Origin of the sequence: Brakhagea baltica (genome assembly GCF_052161605.1) — a bacterium.
GTDB lineage: Bacteria > Planctomycetota > Planctomycetia > Pirellulales > Pirellulaceae > JBKCUI01.
Genome location: NZ_CP197409.1, coordinates 328,997 through 347,188, shown reverse-complemented (window position 1 = coordinate 347,188; position 18,192 = coordinate 328,997). Strand labels below are relative to the sequence as shown.

Here is an 18,192-nt window from a genome sequence, read left to right as displayed (position 1 = left end):
TGATGCTATCTATCTGGAGCCATCCGATCTGAACGTAATGCGCATCCCAAACGATGTCAGGCAATTCGATGTGAGCCGTCGCGCCCCGTACCCCAAAAAAAGGGGGAGAGACTGCCTGCAGGTGTAGATTGACGAGAAGATTGATGAGCTGCAAACGCATGGACAGTTAACCGGCGTTCTTGCGCCCATGCCGCTTACTATTGGCATCGACTGCGATGCCAATGGTAATTTCTCATCTGTGTCTCGACTAAAGAAAGTTGTAAAGGCGGGCAATGATGCCTACGATTTACAAACTTGTTCGATGACACTTAGAAAGTCATTTGCGAAGCGATCTCGAGAGTATTCGCGAACCACGAATTCTCGCCCGCTCGACGCAACAGTCGAATAAAGACTCGGATCATCGCAGAGCGATGTCACGGTACAGACCAGTTCCTGGGCATTCCCTGGTTCGATTTCGATTCCGCAACCGCTTTTGCGCACGATCTCTGCCGACTCACCTCGAACGCCCATGATTAGCGGCCGTGCCATTGCCATGGTTTCGAAGATCTTCGAAGGGATTACGGTTTCGAACAATTCCGATTTTTTAAGATGCACCAGCAAGCAATCGCATGATGCAAGAACCTCTGGTATCGATTCCTTAGAAAGCAAGCCGGTAAACCTCACATGACTCCGAACATCAAGAGCGTCGGCAAGATGCTCCAATTCCTTTCGTCGCGCGCCGTCTCCCACTAGCAAGAAAAGGATATCCGTTCTTCCACGATTCTTAAGTTCTCGAGCGGCATCTAGGACCACCTCTAGTCCGTGTGCCATCCCGATCGTTCCAACATACGCACAGATGAACGTATTTTGCCCTCCCCATCGCTCGAGAAATTCTTGAGACTTAGGGCGTGGGTAAAAGGTCTTTGGGTCAACTCCGTTGGTAATGACGGAGATGTGATTTTCACAGGGAACCTTGCTGACAATGTTATCGCGATATCCATTGCCAACGGTAACAATATGGTTGGCGTTTCGGTAGAGTGCTTTTTCAGTCCACTCCAAGAAGCGAGTGGCCATTCCTTTATTCATGGCTCCAACGGTTACGATCGAATCTGGCCATATGTCGCGAATTTCAACAATCAGTTTAGACCATTTCAGCCAGCTTGCGAATACCCCTGCCCATCCACAGAAAAACTGGGGACTGGTGGCAATGATGACATCCGGTCGGCGACAGAGAAAGAGAAACGCCATGACTGACGAAAACATATAAGAGAGGTAATTCGCGATCCGCTTGATCGCACCTGCGTTCGGAGCGACGTACGTCCAAACTCGGATGACCTCAATTCCATCGATCGATTCCCTTTGGGGCCAAAATCGATTTCGGTAACCACTGTAGACCAGGCCATGCGGTACGTTAGGAACGCAAGTGATGACAGTAACACGACAACCGGCTTGCACCCATCGTACGCAATGATCGTACGTCCGAGATGCGGGTGCATTTCCCTCCGGTGGGAAATAGTGAGAAAAGAAAACGATCTTCAAAGCCGAGATTTATCTGTAGTCAGTTGAAAAATTGGGCATCGATCTTAACACGGTCCAGTGACGGGTGTCAAAGCAATGGTCGCGATTGGGTAATTATTGCAATAAGGAGCTAAGTAGCTAATTGGTACGTTTTTTGGAAATGCCCCACGCTTGACGTGGGGAATGTTACGCTTCTCGCTAACTAGGTTGAGACTCACCCCTTTTAAGGTTCGGATAATTCGCCGCCGAACCTGAAAAAGGGCGGCTTAGGACGGATCAGTAGCTTAGCGTGAAGCTTCGCAGGGCAAGCCTGCGGCACATATCCTCAATCCCACGGCGCGAAATAAGATCAAAACCGAAAAAGATATCCGACGATCACGTCAGTGATCGCTGCCGCTCGCAACTACATGCGAGTTGCAAAATCGATAGCGGCAGCCGAAACCTCGATGAGTTCCGCACAATCGATTGGGGCAGTTCCACCGTTGCGGATGGTGTTGAGAAATTGCCGAACCCCCTCCTTGTGTCCCTTATCCTGGGAGCGAGTCCGAAGTCTCCGTTTTCCACCGATTTCGTAGGACTTTAGAAAATTGTCACACACGCAGACACGTCCACCTGCAAAGACTTCAATCCTCTCTTTAGGGAAATCTTTATTTCCATTGGACAGATAATGGATCGTCGCGATCGAACCATCTTCAAAGGAGAGATTCATGGACGCACAATCCTTTAATCGCCCGTCTCCACCCCGTACTGGCGTGACGCTCGTTTCAACAATGGGTCGATCAATCAGGTATCGTGCAAGATCGATGAAGTGGCAGGCCTCGCCGACAATTCGCCCGCCCCCTACCGTTGGATTTTGTGTCCAATGGTTCTGTGGTATCGCTCCTGCATTCACGGTTATAACAATCGCCTTGTTAGAAGGTGCGGATTCCAGCCATTTCTGAATTGCCACAGAATGCGGAGAGAATCGCCTGTTGAAACCCACCATCAAGAGGAGGTTTGGATTTCGTGTGATTGCTTGTTGAACTAATTCCAGTTCCGCGTTATTAAGAGCCAGAGGTTTCTCTACAAAGACGTGTTTCCCAGCATCCAACGATTTACAGACCATCCTCGCATGGAGGTGATGGGGGGTTGTAATGAATACTGCATCGACTGTTTCGTCCTCGAGAACAGCCTCATATCGACTCTCCGCCCTTTCAAACCCAAATTTCTTGGCTGCGTGAGCGGCTGAGACTCCCGACGAACTGACCACACAAATTCGTTTAACGTCTTCTATGGGCAGCGCCGGTAACAACATTCGTGTCGAGAATCCGCCTGCACCGATAAAGGCCACTCCAACATCGCGATTCGAAGGGACAATAACCTGGCGTGGCGAAATTGCGCTTGAGGGATTCTTTGCTAGCTGGAGCGTTTGACTATTAACGTAATCGGATGGGATTGACGTAGTTTTTAAGGTATCAGGTGCGTAACTCCCAGTTTCATACTGTAGTAGAATCCCCATTGCACCTGGTTCGCTAATAGCCTCATAAGCTTTGAGTGCATCATCAAAATCAAATCGATGCGTAATTAGTGGATCAACGTTGATCTGTCCATCCGCCATCAACTGCAGAATCGCCTCGAAATTGCGTTTCTCAGTCCAACGCACAAAGCCAATCGGATAGTCCAGCCCGCGCTTCTCGTAGTCTTCGTCGTACCGGCCAGGTCCATAGGAGCATGAAACTTGAAACGAGAGTTCTTTTTCATAGAAGTCAGCGCGTTGCAAGTTCAATCCCACGACACCGACAAGTACGATTCGTCCCCTTTGGCGGCACATTGTGGCCGCTTGATGCACCAACTCATCGCTTTTGGTCGACGCGGTTATCAGCACGGCATCGACTCCGATTCCTTTTGTCCAATCCGCAGCGACCGCCGGGGGATCTTGTCCTGCCGAGAGATCAACTGTTTCGGCCCCGAAGCGTCGAGCGAGTTCGAGTTTTTTGGGGTCGAAATCGATGCCTAGGACTTGGCATCCGTTCGCCTTCAGAATCTGAACGGCCAATAGTCCGATAAGGCCTAAACCGAAAACTGCGATTTTTTCGCCGAGAGATGGCTGGATAAGCCGAATACCTTGTAACGCGATCGACCCCACAACGGTGAATGCAGCGGTTTCATCCGAAACACCGTCAGGAACTTCAGCGGTCAAGTTGTTACCAACGGCAACCCATTCCGCGTGCGGACCGTTGGAGACAACCCGTGTCCCCGGTTTATGGAAGGTACCGTTACCGCATTCTTCGATGACCCCTACGTTGCAATACCCAAGGGATATAGGAGTATCAAGCTTGGCTCGGACTGTATCGATGGTTGCCCATAAGCCATCGGTCTTAATTTTTTGGAGGACCTGTTTGACCTTGTCAGGCTGCGATCGTGCTTTCGCGAGCAAGTTCCCTTTTCCAAACTCGATCAGCATTTTCTCCGTGCCGAGCGAGACGAGCGACTGGGATGTTCGGATCAGTACAGCCCCGCTACCCGCACGTGGCGTTGGGACATCCGCCATGATAGTCTCGCCGCTTCCGAGATTCTGAAGGATTTGCCGCATACTATTTCTAAAGACCATAGGTGAAAAACAAGAAGCTTCCAGGATTTAAGAAATAAACATAAAGCTAAACATCAATTCTCTCCTCCAAAGTAAATTCTCGAGTACTGCTCTAAAATCTCATCGCTCGAAACCTTGAAGTTCTCACCACCTGAATTCGCTAAAAGTTCATGAATTCTATCCAAATATGAACTCAATCCGTCAACGTCTGAATAAAGCATAACCCCGGATGGCCTGCTAACAACATCTGTTGCTAGAACGAGACGACGCAAAAAAAGCGACTCTGACACAGATAAACTATCACCATCAGTCGTTGTATGACGAATAAAAACGTCGGATTTCCTAAGCACAGCCATGAAACAATGCTCTCCTGACAAAAAAATCACATTGGGTGGAATGATGGGAACCGATTGTCTCAAAAACTCATGGTACTTTTTACTCGGGTCACTAACAAGTAAACAAAACTGCGGGCGATGCCTAAAAATCTCGACTAATTCGGATATTCCGTAGATCTCTTTCCCTCGGCTATCAAACGTAACGTTGAATGCACAGGTGCAAAACACACAATCATACATCTGCTTTGCGACACTAACTCTTGCTAAAAGCTGCCGTGGAAGTTCTTGAATCTCCAGCGGAGGCACAAAGGCAGAGATCTTCTGTGTAGCTCGATTAAATTGCAAACCTATTCGTAAGCTACTATCATTTAACACAAGGGGCTTTCTGCACAACCAGAGACTTGCTAAATCGAAAAAATTACCCAATCTTCCAAATCGACCGAGGCTACCGTGATATGTAATTACAAGGTTAAGATGAAGAAGGCGACCACCAAACGCAAACAAAAAACGGAAATAAGGCGACGAGGAATGTAAATGAACAACTGCCTTTCTTTGAATCACCGTCTGCCTCGCAATATACAAAAGGCTTTGAAATGACAAATTCAGCACCAACAAATCGAAGCGGCCTCTCAAGAGATGCACAAGTCTGCTGAAATGAACTGTCACACCTCCAATGGGAGGCGGACACTTACCAATCAACAACACACAAGAATTTTTATTGCTCATAAAGCCAATAGATTATATTTGCAAATAATATGACAACTGCATTTCTAAAAGCTCATCGAAACGGATAACTAGGCTCTATGAACTGGTCGAATCGAAAAGCTCTTTAGCCTCAAGGCTCTTCGCTCAATTCTCAGCCAGGAAGCTATCGCAAAGGTCGCGGTGCAAGCCAGAATGCAGACCAATGCAAGTGCATCCCGTTTAAGTCCAGTCTGGATCCAAAAATTGACAAAGACCATGTGATAAATGTAAATGCCGTAGGAAACATCATTTGACCGAACTAGCTTATTCGAGAATTCCCTACGGGTGTATGCTAGAGACAAAACGAACATGCACAAAACAAAAAACTGCAAAGGACTTATACTATTTCCAAACGACAGACTCCCTGCTATTTTTAGAATGCAACAAAGCAATAAATACAATAAAAACCAAAGAACCGGTTTCCCCTCCACTAGAAAGATCAATCTGCCAATGTTTCTTTGGACAACTACGCCCACCAAGAACATATAGAACCAAGGAATGAATGAAACTCCAATGATTTTGACGAAAAGACTGTCTCTGACGTTTAGACGGTACGAGCTAAAGACGATGTTTATTAATAAGAAAGCGACGATGAGGACGAGAAGCCAAAGATTCCGTTTTTCGTCATGTTTTTTTATGAACAAGTACAATATTGGGACAAGAAGGTAAAACTGCAGTTCTACAGAAATGGTCCATAGACTTCCATTTAACACGCCACATCCATAAGTACGTAGAAACGCTGGGTTATAGAATTGAAAAAAAGTGTTTTGGGCTAAAGCCCATAGCGCAAAGTCTATCTTCGGTGGTGCATTCTCACGAAAAAACCCTGTAAGTTGAATTGAAATTAGGGATACTACGAAACAGACCCAAAGTCCTGGGTAAAGTCGCAAAAACCGATTCCAAGTAAAACGCGATACGGAATTGTTGTTTTCAAATGAGCGGCTTATTAGAAGGCCACTTATAAAAAAGAAGATTGGAACGCCTGGAAAAAGATCTGCAATCTTTAAAAGAAGGGGTGGGGCATCTAATTGCAGATGGTACACCGCATGAAGTATTGCAACTTGAGTTGCCGCGAATAATCGTATTAGATCGAAGTTGTTAGGTAGAATCGCTCTGTCTGTCATCTTTGCAATCGATAGCTCAATCTGAATCACATCTGCTGCGTTTAGGATTGCCTCCTCGTACTACAGCGCTGACTGCTTGGCCCGTCGCATTGGTCGATTTGGTGCGGGGCGATGCCACGTGAAGCGTACTGCTCAAGACATTTCCGCGTATGAAATTCACGTACTAGTGCGTTGCGCTGCTGATAATATTTAATTCGCTTGACCACTTTCTGGAGCATGGCCAGTCTTGTTTCAGTGGGCAAGCACCAGCTCGTTACGATCGCGTCGGTTGAGTCCCGTAATTGCTGGATTGTCCACTCCGGATTTTTTTTCCGCTCCTGCTCGCACACTCGCGAGAGGAATATGCAGCTAATGGTTGTCAAGATCAGATGGCGTTTAAGGCCGAGGTAACGCCGGCCCTCGAAACAATCCAGCCCAGCGATTCCCGGCGAGCGCGAGAACCCTGGTAATTTATTGGTGCACATTAGCTAGCGTCTCGCAAAGATCTTGGTCAATATCAGTGCACTTTTCTTTGCATAAATGGCCGTCAAAGCGTCTAATGACGCTAATCCAAAAGGAGGCGAGAATATGCTCATAAACGGTCACCTGCGTGCAAGGAAGTATCTGTCCGCAGATTCTATCATTGAAGGATTACGGAACCGCTTCGAAGCAATGCCAGACTCTCGGCGTGCTGCAAGTGTCAAGCACTCGTTACCCGATTGTTTGATGGCCGCATTCGCTATGTTCTCCTTGAAGGAACCTTCTTTGCTGGCATTCGATCAGAGGCGACAGGACCAAAGCCTGATGAATCTCTACCGAATCCAGTCCATTCCCAGCGATACGCAACATCGCGAGATCCTAGATGAAGTCGACCCTAAATCGCTCAACGAATGCTTTGCGGATATCTTTTTTGAAGTCCAGCGTGGAGGAAGTCTAAAGGATTTCCTATTTCACGACGGACATTATTTGCTAGCCATCGACGGTACCGGTTACTTTAGTTCGACCAACATCTCCTGTCCGCACTGCTTGGTCAAGAACAGGAAAAGTGGTAAGGTCGAGTATAGCCATCAGATGGTAGCTGCCGTCTTGGTTCACCCATCGAAGGATATCGTGCTCCCGATCGCGGTCGAAGCGATTATTCAACAAGATGGTAGCAATAAGAACGACTGCGAGCGGAACGCTGTTCGTCGCTTGCTCATGGAAGTTCGACGTCTGCATCCAAAGCTCCCATCCGGACTTAGAAGTTACGTTCCTCCAACAAATGGAATGGACTACCGATGGCGAAGTGGCCAAACGATTTAGTTGGGTTACCCAATTGGAAGTTGATGCCTCGAACGTCGCGAACTTGGTTCGCGGAGGGCGCTCTCGATGGAAGATCGAGAACGAGACCTTTAACACGCTGAAGAACCAAGGCTACCATCTGGATCACAGGGTGCATTCCCATTCTGCGTAAGCATTTGCTAGCAAATCACAGTGGTTTTTGCGTTAGCAGTTTGTCGGTATCCTCATAGTTTTAGAACTTATGATCGCATGGAGGCGAATGCAATGGGGACATCGCGAATGGGTAGCAAAGACGGCGAACTTATTGAGTCAGTTGGGCAAATGGTTGGAAAGTTTACCGGCCAACTGTATTCGAAGTTGGGTGGATGGGAGAACCAGTTGATGCAGTCCCCTGACTCCTTGGAAGCTGTTGAGCGAGAGATCCAAGAAGCTTTCTTGTACGGCGCTGGCATGGTGACCTCTGGTCTAATAGCTGTCGTCCTCCTATCAAAAGATCTGGAACGAAAGAGCGAAGAGACAAGGCGAGGGTTCGACTATCCTTTAGCACGAGGACGCAATCGGAACATTCGAATTCGGCTGCTCGGTGGTTTCTTCATGTGGGTCAGTTCGTTGTATTGTGAACCCAAAAAGGGAGTCTTCCGAAGGACTAACCCAGAAGTGTCTGGTCTTTATATCGAGTTGGCACAGTTTGGATTCGGTAAAGGTGTTACGCCAGCGGTTCAGAGCACAGTAGTCCGACAAGCCGCTTTAAGCCCTTCCTTTAAGTTCGCAGTCAACGAACTTGCTAGAAATGGTTTGAAACTGGATACCAAAACGGTTCGTCGAATTACCAATCAATGCGGAGAAAACTTGCTTCAATTGCGAAAGCAACGAATCCTTGACTGGCGAATGGGCAAAATTACTCGGGGGGATTCTTTGGCTGGAAAGCGAGTGAGCGTTCAAATCGATGGGGGGCGAACACGTCTGCGTGAAGCGTTGAAGAATGCGGTACGCATTCAGGATAACCCCGACTCTGATGGATTATTGCAGCAAGACGCAGCAGCCAGATCCAAGCCCGTTTCGAAGTCAAGTTATGCTCCACAGTGGCGAGAACCGAAGCTTTGCACGATCTTTGTCCATGATGAAAATGGTCGTATGGAGAAACACTCTCAAGCAACGATCGACGGAACGTTTGAGGGTCCCGATGCGATAGCTGAGCTTGTTGCGATGCACCTTCATCGCATGGGGGCCGCCCAGGCACTGAGCATTACATTCGTTTCCGATGGCGCAACATGGATTTGGGAGCGGATTGATGCGATCGTGTCCAAAGCAGGTATCCCGGCCGAAGTGAAGATTCACCAAGTGCTTGACTGTTGCCATGGAGTTCACCACATTTCTCTTGCACTGGCATGTCTTGGGCTTAATGAAGCGGAACGCATGCCACTGTACCGAGTGATGCGCACGATGCTTCGCAATGGGCAATGGCAGCAGGTAGTCGATGACCTGAGCGATTTGGCGGAAGACAAAAAGTGGCCATCATCGATCGCGACGGAGATCGAATACCTTCGAAAGCATGGCGAAGCGGGCCGATTAAGTTATGTTTACTTTCGCAAGATTGGAATTCCCCTAGGCAGTGGCTCGATTGAGAGCAGTATTCGCCGGGTTGTCAATAATCGGATGAAGGGTAACGGAATGTTCTGGCGAGCCGACAATGCGGAAACGATGCTTCAGCTTCGATGCCAAGTGACAAGCGAACGTTGGGATGAGAGTGTTGCTGCAATGCGAAATATGAATCGGAAAACCAACCATCACGACTGGCGATGGATACCAAATCCAATGAATTTAAAAGTTGAAGCGAACAAGCAAGATGATCCAAAAATCAAGAAATCACAGGGAAAAATGTGACGCAAATTGGGAATGCACCCGACCGAATTGTATCGAGCGATCATAGAAGGCAGAACTCGCAACCGCCCGATTGGCATGAATTCGAGCTAGGCCATTTGGGTTGATTACGCTCCTGCCTGGACGTAGATAGTCGTCGACCGTGGAAGATCCGTAAGTTGTTAAAAAAGAGGTATTCGAGTCGAATCCAACCTGACAGATTGAGAGGTTCTTAATCACTAAACCGCAGTAAGATAATGAACTCAGCCTATATGATTCCTAGGTCTGGACGCCAGGTTACTCAACACCTCAACTCACCGGGAATAGCTGACGAAAAAGCACGTCATTGCCCTTATCATCTCCCTCCACACAGGAAACGAAACCACTGGTAGTCCCAGGAAATAATTCCACAACATCTTGTGCTAGCAAACCGCTACTCACTGCCGACTAAGCACCGATGAGCTGGTCACACCCGATCAAATCCAAGCTCCGCTTACTCAAAAGAGCCTTGAACAACAATGACAGTGTCACTCAAGCCCTGTCAATCAATTGGCCGACATTACACGCGAGATTATTTGTTCGTATTGATCTCCGAACCGTTCTGGGGAAAGGCACTCCTCGGCAAATCTGCGATTTACGAGCCCAATACGAGTGACCTCGCTCGCGGGCAGGTTTATAAAATAAGCTAAAGTACGTGCGATGTCGGCTGAGGAATAGGGATCAAACAACAAGTCAACGTTATTAACAAGGTTAGGATGATCGCCTATGTTGCTAGCAAGAACCGGTATCCCGGAAGCGAGACCCTCACAAATTGCGTTCGGAACTCCCTCCCTAAACGAAGGTAATATCAGGAAACTGAAACCCCGAATAATTTCATGCATGTCTTGACGAGGCTCTTCGAACCTAAAGAATCGACGGGCATTGAGTTCGTCGCGCCGCTGAAATAATGATGCTAGATACTCGCGATCTTCACGGGAACCTTCGGATTTACGTCCAAACCACGAAACTGACAGACGGCCCTGGTACCGAACGTTCAATTCGCAGACTGCCTCAAGCAGATTCCGTGGATTCTTTCGTTTACATAAAGTGGCGGGTATAATTGCCGTAACTAAATCTTTTGTTCCCTGCTGTGTCGCTTGAGGTTTGAAATTATCCAAATCAACGCAATTGACAACAACTTCGGTTTTTGGCGTAAGCCAAGGGTAATTCTGATCAATGAACTGTTTTTGTGAATGAGAATTGCATATAATTCCTGCTGCCATTCGAAACAAACTGAAACGTAAGTTAGTCTTCCACGAAACCGAGTAATCATTATTTCTCTCCGATACGATCACAGGAGTTCGATTACTACCCAACGAACTGAGAATCGCAATCATATTCGGTGTATCCAGAAAGGAAATTACGCAATCTGGATTCCATGATCTTATTACGTTTCGGACCCTTAAGATTCGTCCGAATTTCATTCGGCAACTAACGTCTTCTACGTCGATGCCACAATTCTCCACCAACCCTCCAAAGTATGTCAACTGTGGTTGGTAAGCGAGCAGTTTTACTTCATACCCACGGTCTACCAACACTCGCACTAACCACGTCATTTGCCTTTGGGCTCCCCCAGAACCAAGCGAATCGATAAGGCACAAAATCTTTCTAGACTTCGCCATTATTCTACTTACTCCCTATCCTTCAATTTTACTCAGCTGTTTTCCAGAAAAATTCGAAGACAAACCAATCAAACAAGCCAGAATGATATAGTTGATTTTTGATTCGTACGTGACAGAAAAAGGATCCCAGATCATGATGACAAAGATCCAACCAACAGCAATCCAATATACATCGATAGCATTTTTGCCTCCGCGATTACGTAATGCATTTTTGAGGATATCCAACCCTCGTACGTGGGTCCAATAGTACAACACAAAACCAATAACCCCTAAATTCGCAAGTAACTCCAGATAATTTGAGTGGCTATACAAACCATAAAAAGATAGATTGCGGAATGCATCAAACCCATGCCCGAAAAATGGGCTTTCCGACCACAACTGAAAAGCCTCCAAAATCAACTCATAACGACCTGATATCGAAACCTCTTTGACCGAATCACTGCCCTCAACCGCAAACGTTATCATATTCTCAAATCTTTTCCAATATGCACTTTCTGAGATGAAGTAGAATACGGAAATAGGAAGAGCCACCGCACCAATTACTCCAACGAACGAGAGAAATTTAGATTGCTGAACGCGTCTGCGAAAAATAAAACCAGAGAAACCTACCAATAACATCAATCCAATTTGTGCCTTTCTAGAGCCCGTTGTGAATATCACCTGTTGTGCGAAAAGAATCATGCAAATTGCCGCGAATCCTATCCGAAAACCACTAAAAATCAGCGATCTCAAACCACGTCCTTGCAAAGTATCTCGCAACAAAAACCAACCTGCTGTTATCAAGTAAATGCCGTAAACATTTGGGTTCATTCCCTCGCCTTCACCCGAAAGGCTAAAACGAAACCGTTCACCAACTCTCATTTTATATTCTGTAAAGCTGGCACCTGCGAAATACCAAATAGCTAATAATCCCAAAGTCAAACCAAAGGCAATGGAAGACGTCCCTCCTGTACGATAGACGTGAAAGAATGTACACAAGTATAGAATCACAAGTTGATATAGAGTGAGCAACCGTTCTGGATTACTGTCTTCGAAAATAAGGCCGACTAGCGTAGCAAAAAAGGCAAATACGATAAGCGGCCCCCCTCCAAATTTTATCCAGGCGAAATCTCGTGCTGTAAAAGGACGAAAAAGAAGATGCTCGATAATGAAAATAAATACAAAAATGCCACCTAAACAGGTCGAGACAAAGACATACTTTTCATCAGAAGCCGCGACGGCAAGTGAAAACACATAACAGAATAATGCAATATCGGTTGTCGCTCCCCGAACACCGCCCTGACATGAAGGATGTACAACCGGAGTATTAAAAATATTCCTACTAAAAATCAATTTAAAACTCAGTCTTTCTTACGCAAGTGCAATAGCATGAACCCCGGATCCCTAGCTATCACCTACGGGTGTAACCGGCGTCCCGCCGGTTAGCACGCGAGGGTAAGTGGCTGATAGTCACCGATTATATCGCGATGCGGGTGATTAAGTTGGACTTCGAGTTTGATACGATGGTCTAAAAATGTACGCCAGTGGTCGCTTTGGAATGTTGCTCGTGCATGTAACATACTTCGCGCTCCTTCGAGAGTCCAACGCATACCGCTTCGTTCCATGCGATCTTTGACTAGGTGACGGCAGGCGCCTTCGATCACGCCGGACGCGATTGGGTAGCCGCGACGAAGATACTCGTCGTAACGCATGCGATCGGAATTCTTTTCTAAGTAGCCGCAGATGCGAGCCAGATCCGTCGCGGCTTTGCCAGATAAATTGTGGGTTGTCCCCAGGGTGCATTCCCATTCTGCGTAAGCATTTGCTAGCAAATCACAGTGGTTTTTGCCTTAGCAGTTTGTCGGTATCCTCATAGTTTTAGAACTTATGATCGCATGGAGGCGAATGCAATGGGGACATCGCGAATGGGTAGCAAAGACGGCGAACTTATTGAGTCAGTTGGGCAAATGGTTGGAAAGTTTACCGGCCAACTGTATTCGAAGTTGGGAGGATGGGAGAACCAGTTGATGCAGTCCCCTGACTCCTTGGAAGCTGTTGAGCGAGAGATCCAAGAAGCTTTCTTGTACGGCGCTGGCATGGTGACCTCTGGTCTAATAGCTGTCGTCCTCCTATCAAAAGATCTGGAACGAAAGAGCGAAGAGACAAGGCGAGGGTTCGACTATCCTTTAGCACGAGGACGCAATCGGAACATTCGAATTCGGCTGCTCGGTGGTTTCTTCATGTGGATCAGTTCGTTGTATTGTGAACCCAAAAAGGGAGTCTTCCGAAGGACTAACCCAGAAGTGTCTGGTCTTTATATCGAGTTGGCACAGTTTGGATTCGGTAAAGGTGTTACGCCAGCGGTTCAGAGCACCGTAGCCCGACAAGCCGCTTTAAGCCCTTCCTTTAAGTTCGCAGTCAACGAACTTGCTAGAAATGGTTTGAAACTGGATACCAAAACGGTTCGTCGAATTACCAATCAATGCGGAGAAAACTTGCTTCAATTGCGAAAGCAACGAATCCTTGACTGGCGAATGGGCAAAATGACTCGGGGGGATTCTTTGGCTGGAAAGCGAGTGAGCGTTCAAATCGATGGGGGGCGAACACGTCTGCGTGAAGCGTTGAAGAATGCGGTACGCATTCAGGATAACCCCGACTCTGATGGATTATTGCAGCAAGACGCAGCAGCCAGATCCAAGCCCGTTTCGAAGTCAAGTTATGCTCCACAGTGGCGAGAACCGAAGCTTTGTACGATCTTTGTCCATGACGAAAACGGTCGTATGGAGAAACACTCGCAAGCAACGATCGACGGAACGTTTGAGGGTCCCGATGCGATAGCTGAGCTTGTTGCGATGCACCTTCATCGCATGGGGGCCGCCCAGGCACTGAGCATTACATTCGTTTCCGATGGCGCAACGTGGATTTGGGAGCGGATTGATGCGATCGTATCCAAAGCAGGTATCCCGGCAGAAGTGAAGATTCACCAAGTGCTTGACTGTTGTCATGGAGTTCACCACATTTCTCTTGCGCTGGCTTGTCTTGGGCTTAATGAAGCGGAACGCATGCCACTATACCGAGTGATGCGCACGATGCTTCGCAATGGGCAATGGCAGCAGGTAGTCGATGACCTGAGCGATTTGGCGGAAGACAAAAAGTGGCCATCATCGATCGCGACGGAGATCGAATACCTTCGAAAGCATGGCGAAGCGGGCCGATTAAGTTATGTTTACTTTCGCAAGATTGGAATTCCCCTAGGCAGTGGCTCGATTGAGAGCAGTATTCGCCGGGTTGTCAATAATCGGATGAAGGGTAACGGAATGTTCTGGCGAGCCGACAATGCGGAAACGATGCTTCAGCTTCGATGCCAAGTGACAAGCGAACGTTGGGATGAGAGTGTTGCTGCAATGCGAAATATGAATCGGAAAACCAACCATCACGACTGGCGATGGATACCAAATCCAATGAATTTAAAAGTTGAAGCGAACAAGCAAGATGATCCAAAAATCAAGAAATCACAGGGAAAAATGTGACGCAAATTGGGAATGCACCCTTGTCCCCATGCGCCGTAGTCCGCTAATCACACCCTGTACATCGCCTCGCAAGATACGCAGAAGTCGCTCGCGAGTGAATGCCTTTCGTGGCTTATCATCTTTCTTAAATAGACCAGCCGCTTCCCACACGTAGGCCAAAGCGTGGAGAAGGTCCAGGATCGGGACTGTCCGTGCGCTGAACGTCAGATGCATTTTCATTGTCTGGGAAAATTCCTGCAACAGATAGGACCATTGTCTCTTCGGCAAAAGCATTCTCGCGCTAATCGGCAGCAGTTGCGTTGCCTTCTTGGCAGAGGGCGCGTAAGTGAACTGATCGAAACAGTGCATACTGAAAATCGACCGAATCGTGGTCCGAGTTGTCGTCTCACTTCGACGAAGAACTTTGGCATTCTCTGTTGTAACTTCAGGCCCCAAGTCACCATCGCCTTGAAGTTGAATGAACAACTCCAGAGCTTGCTTGCCCAGTTGAAAGACAGCATTTCGCACACTTCGTTCGGTTTGATCAAAAGAATCACCGCGCTGAGCTGCCGTTACGATATTGATTTTGAGTTGCGTAGCAATCGAATCGATCATCTCGCTTGCATACTTCGCAGCCGCTCGATGATCAGCAGATCTGGGGTTGCCAAAAGCATCTAAATTAGGGACGTTCATAGTTATCGGCCTCCTGCCTGGTTGAATCGGATTTGTTTTTGCACCCGAATCATGGCAGAAAGGCCGTTTTTTGTTTACCCTGATTTCACCAATTCCACGCCAATCCCGGCGGAACGCCGGTTACACCCATCACCTACCGTCCTGCGATAAATGAACGAGCTCAGCCAAAAAATCTTCGATCATAAACCTTTGAGGTTGTACCGGCTTATCATGCCAACTTCCTTCGGAGCCAAAATACCCATCGCATTTCTCATAAAATGAACCCGTGACAAAGCAGTAGCTAATTTCTACAATTTTAGGGTTCTTTTTTTCGTCGTAGACAAAATCTATTGCAACACTTTGGGTTTTTAGTTTCCTGGCAATCTCGAACGCAAGTGCCACGGATTCCCTTGGAAAGTTCTCATGGTTGTATTCCTTAACACCGCTTCCAGAGGCACGGAAATCATTTTTTCTACAATACCTTCTTACACAAAAACAACGGTCCCCGATTACGACCATTCGATCATCGAAAAGATTCTCTGGAATAAATTCTTGAAAATACACATAGCCTTTTTGAGCGGGCAATAATCGAGTTTTTGGTGGCAACTTACCAAGTAGTGTTTTTATCGTCCAATAGGGGATTCGGGCCAGTTTTAAAAATGTTCTATCGCGTCTGAATTCCCAAACCGCTTGTTTTGTATACGCAGCTAAACTAAACGCAGGAAAGCCTCGGACACTAAATGCTTTGGCGATGATCTTGCGCGCCTGGATTACGTCTTCAATCAACCGAACATTCTGAGCCCCTGCCCCTCCTCTTAGTTTAAAAACAATGGGAAACTTGGCGGTCTCAACCCAAAGTCTGGCGGATCGTTGGTCATAGAATACAAAGGATGGGACAAGGGGTAGGCAGAGTGCTTCAAGAAGATACTTTTGCCCAACCTTGTCATCAAAATGCCATGACGTGTTGCTATTTGGAAAAACCTTGATACCCATATTCTCAAGCGACACTGTCAATTGCCTTGCAAACAATTGCGCTGCACTGTCATTATGGTGCCAGTGCCACATAAATCCTTTACATTCAGACAATTGACAAATAATATCAGAAGCAAAAGCGTCGACCCGCTTAAAAGGAATGCGATGCTCTTCGCAATACTCGATCCATGTATCGCTGAAACTTCCAAGTCTTTCGTGAATACCGATCATAGCCCATTACACTCATTAAATGAAATCTTTGCTGTTTTTTTTTCTAACCGAGTTGACAAAAGTTCTTCTAAAAGCTCACGATGTGACGGACATCGAACCATGTTTAGCTTCTTGGCAACACTATCGCTGTTCCCTAAGAGTAAACCAACCGCATTGATCGATTTAAGAATGCGAAAGATTCCCTTTAGCCGCAACGATGAATAGTTCGAATAAAACACACTATCGAATCTTTCTTGGCAAAATCTTTTCCATTCGAGTTGGTATGCTTCGGTATGACTAAGAATGGAATTAAGTTCTTTTATTTTTTGATCGAACTCGCTTTTTCGGGAATCTTGAAGCAATTGAACCCCAGCCAAAGTAATAGATTGTTCATATGGTATTATCTCTAGTGAAGATCGTTTACAATCTTTGTCCACATGAAGTATCGCTCCGTAACCTAAATTCCAATCTTTCGGTGGTCTGTCATGATCAAAAATCAGGTTGCCGAGGCTGTATACTACCGGCTTTCCGTTGATAATTTCATAAGCACTTGGGACATGAGGATGATGGCCTATGATCGCATCTGCCCCATTTTCCAGTAAAAATCTAGCAAGCCGTCTCAGGCCTGGTCTTGGAAGTGGAAAGTATTCATTACCACCATGAAATGTAACCACAACAAAGTCAACATTCCCTTTCAACATTTTCAAATCCGAAAGGTTGTCAATAAGATCAAAATCGGCGGCACCAGCGTGATTGATTGATGCGCAATTGAATTCGCGTTCTGCAATAGCTAATATTCCTAACCTTAGGCCATGGACGCATACTATGTGGGGTTTACGAGCGTCATTCAGTGTCAGCCCCGCGCCAGTTGTTGCTAAGCCATTGTCAGCGCAAGTCTTCAGCGTATCTTTTAGGCCTTTATCACCGAAGTCCATGATGTGATTATTTGCTAAGCCAACTAGATCGATACCTGCGGCAGCTAGTGGCTCAGCGCATCCAGGCGATGATTTCAAGGCAGGGCCGGATTTCGCAATTGGCGTCTTACAATCGGTAAGTGGAGTTTCCAGATTTACAAACGAAAAGTCAGAGTCGTTTATCACCTCGGATAAATTTCCGAAAATGTTCTTTGATCTCTCCAGTGCTATTGATTCGAACCGCCGACACGGTGCATAGTCGCCAAGAAACAAGAGTCTAACTGTCATTTCTGTCATCACTTAATTATCTGCATTTTAGGCCAGGGCAATTGCACGATGGGTGGTTGTGGTCCAATGATTGCTCAGCTGTTTTCTCGGTCAATCCCCTGTTTGGGGATTGTTGGATTTTGATCGAGACTTAGGGAAGGATTGCTACCGTGGCCAACCTATTCTTGGTAAAAACAACAAAGCATTTTGAAAATAGGCTTCGAGCTTAAGCCGGGCCGCTAAAAATGCTAGCCATTGCTTCGTGCGTTTTTTCTTAAAATCGGTTTGGCAAAATGCCCAGCCTGAAGCTCCAATGGAGTTATTCACAAAATTCCTCAGGAGCTTCAAGCATGGACAGCACTCAATCTACCAACATCCCTTCCAATGCGAAACAACTTCGATGGGATCGCAGCAAAATTTCTCTTCGGCTGGAATCGATTCGACTGGATCTCAAAAATGGTAAGTCGCTCAATCAAGCCGCTCGCGATAACACGGTCCCTCGCTCAACGGCCCAAAACTGGTCCAGGAATCGCTCTCGGCTCGAACAACAAAGCGGACTGGCCCCGGCTACCGTAGAGTTTTTTCGAATCACCCCAAGGGCTCGCGTTCCTACATAAAC

Annotated in this window: 13 protein-coding genes and 2 pseudogenes; 4 read left to right on the top strand and 11 right to left on the bottom strand. The window is 46.9% G+C overall.

What is annotated here, in order from left to right:
• Nucleotides 1-279: 279 nt before the first annotated feature.
• The 5 genes and pseudogenes from SH449x_RS01420 to SH449x_RS01400 all read right to left on the bottom strand — a co-directional run.
• On the bottom strand, nt 280-1,518 hold the full coding sequence (locus SH449x_RS01420) for a glycosyltransferase family 4 protein (RefSeq protein ID WP_482379533.1): 1,239 nt from the start codon (nt 1,516-1,518) through the stop codon (nt 280-282).
• 382 nt (nt 1,519-1,900) lie between these two features.
• Nucleotides 1,901-4,069: a bi-domain-containing oxidoreductase gene (locus tag SH449x_RS01415; RefSeq protein ID WP_482379532.1), complete on the bottom strand. Its 2,169-nt coding sequence runs from the start codon at nt 4,067-4,069 to the stop codon at nt 1,901-1,903.
• 71 nt (nt 4,070-4,140) lie between these two features.
• Nucleotides 4,141-5,127: a glycosyltransferase family protein gene (locus tag SH449x_RS01410; protein ID WP_482379531.1), complete on the bottom strand. Its 987-nt coding sequence runs from the start codon at nt 5,125-5,127 to the stop codon at nt 4,141-4,143.
• A 68-nt stretch (nt 5,128-5,195) separates the two neighbouring features.
• The gene (locus SH449x_RS01405; RefSeq protein ID WP_482379530.1) at nt 5,196-6,269 is read right to left on the bottom strand and encodes an acyltransferase family protein; all 1,074 of its coding nucleotides are present in this window, start codon (nt 6,267-6,269) and stop codon (nt 5,196-5,198) included.
• 231 nt (nt 6,270-6,500) lie between these two features.
• A pseudogene (locus SH449x_RS01400) lies at nt 6,501-6,685 on the bottom strand (IS701-like element ISRba4 family transposase); the annotation flags it as partial.
• A gap of 151 nt (nt 6,686-6,836) precedes the next feature.
• On the opposite strand from SH449x_RS01400, the gene SH449x_RS01395 reads away from it, so the two are divergent.
• Entirely contained in the window at nt 6,837-7,550 is a 714-nt protein-coding gene (locus SH449x_RS01395; RefSeq protein WP_482379529.1) for a transposase family protein, read from the top strand.
• A 228-nt stretch (nt 7,551-7,778) separates the two neighbouring features.
• Entirely contained in the window at nt 7,779-9,413 is a 1,635-nt protein-coding gene (locus SH449x_RS01390; protein WP_482379528.1) for a hypothetical protein, read from the top strand.
• Nucleotides 9,414-9,934: 521 nt separating this feature from the next.
• On the opposite strand, the gene SH449x_RS01385 is transcribed toward SH449x_RS01390, so the two are convergent.
• The 3 genes and pseudogenes from SH449x_RS01385 to SH449x_RS01375 form a co-directional block, all read right to left on the bottom strand.
• Nucleotides 9,935-11,050 carry a glycosyltransferase family 4 protein gene (locus SH449x_RS01385; protein WP_482379527.1) on the bottom strand — a complete coding sequence of 372 codons (1,116 nt, stop codon included), beginning with the start codon at nt 11,048-11,050 and terminating at the stop codon, nt 9,935-9,937.
• 15 nt (nt 11,051-11,065) lie between these two features.
• On the bottom strand, nt 11,066-12,382 hold the full coding sequence (locus SH449x_RS01380; protein WP_482379526.1) for an O-antigen ligase family protein: 1,317 nt from the start codon (nt 12,380-12,382) through the stop codon (nt 11,066-11,068).
• A gap of 166 nt (nt 12,383-12,548) precedes the next feature.
• Nucleotides 12,549-12,825 (bottom strand): annotated as a pseudogene (locus SH449x_RS01375) (ISKra4-like element ISRma1 family transposase); the annotation flags it as partial.
• A 99-nt stretch (nt 12,826-12,924) separates the two neighbouring features.
• Here SH449x_RS01375 and SH449x_RS01370 point away from each other — a divergent pair.
• Complete coding sequence (locus SH449x_RS01370) at nt 12,925-14,559, top strand: hypothetical protein (RefSeq protein ID WP_482376664.1); 1,635 nt, start codon at nt 12,925-12,927, stop codon at nt 14,557-14,559.
• On the opposite strand, the gene SH449x_RS01365 is transcribed toward SH449x_RS01370, so the two are convergent.
• From SH449x_RS01365 to SH449x_RS01355, 3 genes are all read right to left on the bottom strand, one after another.
• Nucleotides 14,542-15,231 (bottom strand): hypothetical protein, encoded by a 690-nt coding sequence (locus SH449x_RS01365; protein ID WP_482379525.1) that lies wholly within the window; start codon nt 15,229-15,231, stop codon nt 14,542-14,544. The two genes, SH449x_RS01370 and SH449x_RS01365, sit on opposite strands and share 18 nt — an antisense overlap.
• Nucleotides 15,232-15,360: 129 nt before the next feature.
• Nucleotides 15,361-16,413 carry an ATP-grasp domain-containing protein gene (locus tag SH449x_RS01360; RefSeq protein ID WP_482379524.1) on the bottom strand — a complete coding sequence of 351 codons (1,053 nt, stop codon included), beginning with the start codon at nt 16,411-16,413 and terminating at the stop codon, nt 15,361-15,363.
• Entirely contained in the window at nt 16,410-17,594 is a 1,185-nt protein-coding gene (locus SH449x_RS01355; protein WP_482379523.1) for a CapA family protein, read from the bottom strand. The genes SH449x_RS01360 and SH449x_RS01355 overlap by 4 nt, the downstream gene beginning before the upstream one ends.
• 329 nt (nt 17,595-17,923) lie before the next feature.
• Between SH449x_RS01355 and SH449x_RS01350 the strand changes: the two genes are divergently transcribed.
• The gene (locus SH449x_RS01350; RefSeq protein WP_482379522.1) at nt 17,924-18,190 is read left to right on the top strand and encodes a hypothetical protein; all 267 of its coding nucleotides are present in this window, start codon (nt 17,924-17,926) and stop codon (nt 18,188-18,190) included.
• The last annotated feature ends 2 nt before the right edge of the window (nt 18,191-18,192 follow it).

Coding starts and splice junctions, on each gene's coding strand:
- SH449x_RS01355 (WP_482379523.1), bottom strand. CDS start 17,594: ATGACAGTTAGACTCTTGTTTCTTGGCGACTATGCACCGTGTCGGCGG.
- SH449x_RS01395 (WP_482379529.1), top strand. CDS start 6,837: ATGCTCATAAACGGTCACCTGCGTGCAAGGAAGTATCTGTCCGCAGAT.
- SH449x_RS01350 (WP_482379522.1), top strand. CDS start 17,924: ATGGACAGCACTCAATCTACCAACATCCCTTCCAATGCGAAACAACTT.
- SH449x_RS01385 (WP_482379527.1), bottom strand. CDS start 11,050: ATGGCGAAGTCTAGAAAGATTTTGTGCCTTATCGATTCGCTTGGTTCT.
- SH449x_RS01365 (WP_482379525.1), bottom strand. CDS start 15,231: ATGAACGTCCCTAATTTAGATGCTTTTGGCAACCCCAGATCTGCTGAT.
- SH449x_RS01410 (WP_482379531.1), bottom strand. CDS start 5,127: ATGAGCAATAAAAATTCTTGTGTGTTGTTGATTGGTAAGTGTCCGCCT.
- SH449x_RS01390 (WP_482379528.1), top strand. CDS start 7,779: ATGGAGGCGAATGCAATGGGGACATCGCGAATGGGTAGCAAAGACGGC.
- SH449x_RS01405 (WP_482379530.1), bottom strand. CDS start 6,269: ATGACAGACAGAGCGATTCTACCTAACAACTTCGATCTAATACGATTA.
- SH449x_RS01415 (WP_482379532.1), bottom strand. CDS start 4,069: ATGCGGCAAATCCTTCAGAATCTCGGAAGCGGCGAGACTATCATGGCG.
- SH449x_RS01360 (WP_482379524.1), bottom strand. CDS start 16,413: ATGATCGGTATTCACGAAAGACTTGGAAGTTTCAGCGATACATGGATC.
- SH449x_RS01370 (WP_482376664.1), top strand. CDS start 12,925: ATGGAGGCGAATGCAATGGGGACATCGCGAATGGGTAGCAAAGACGGC.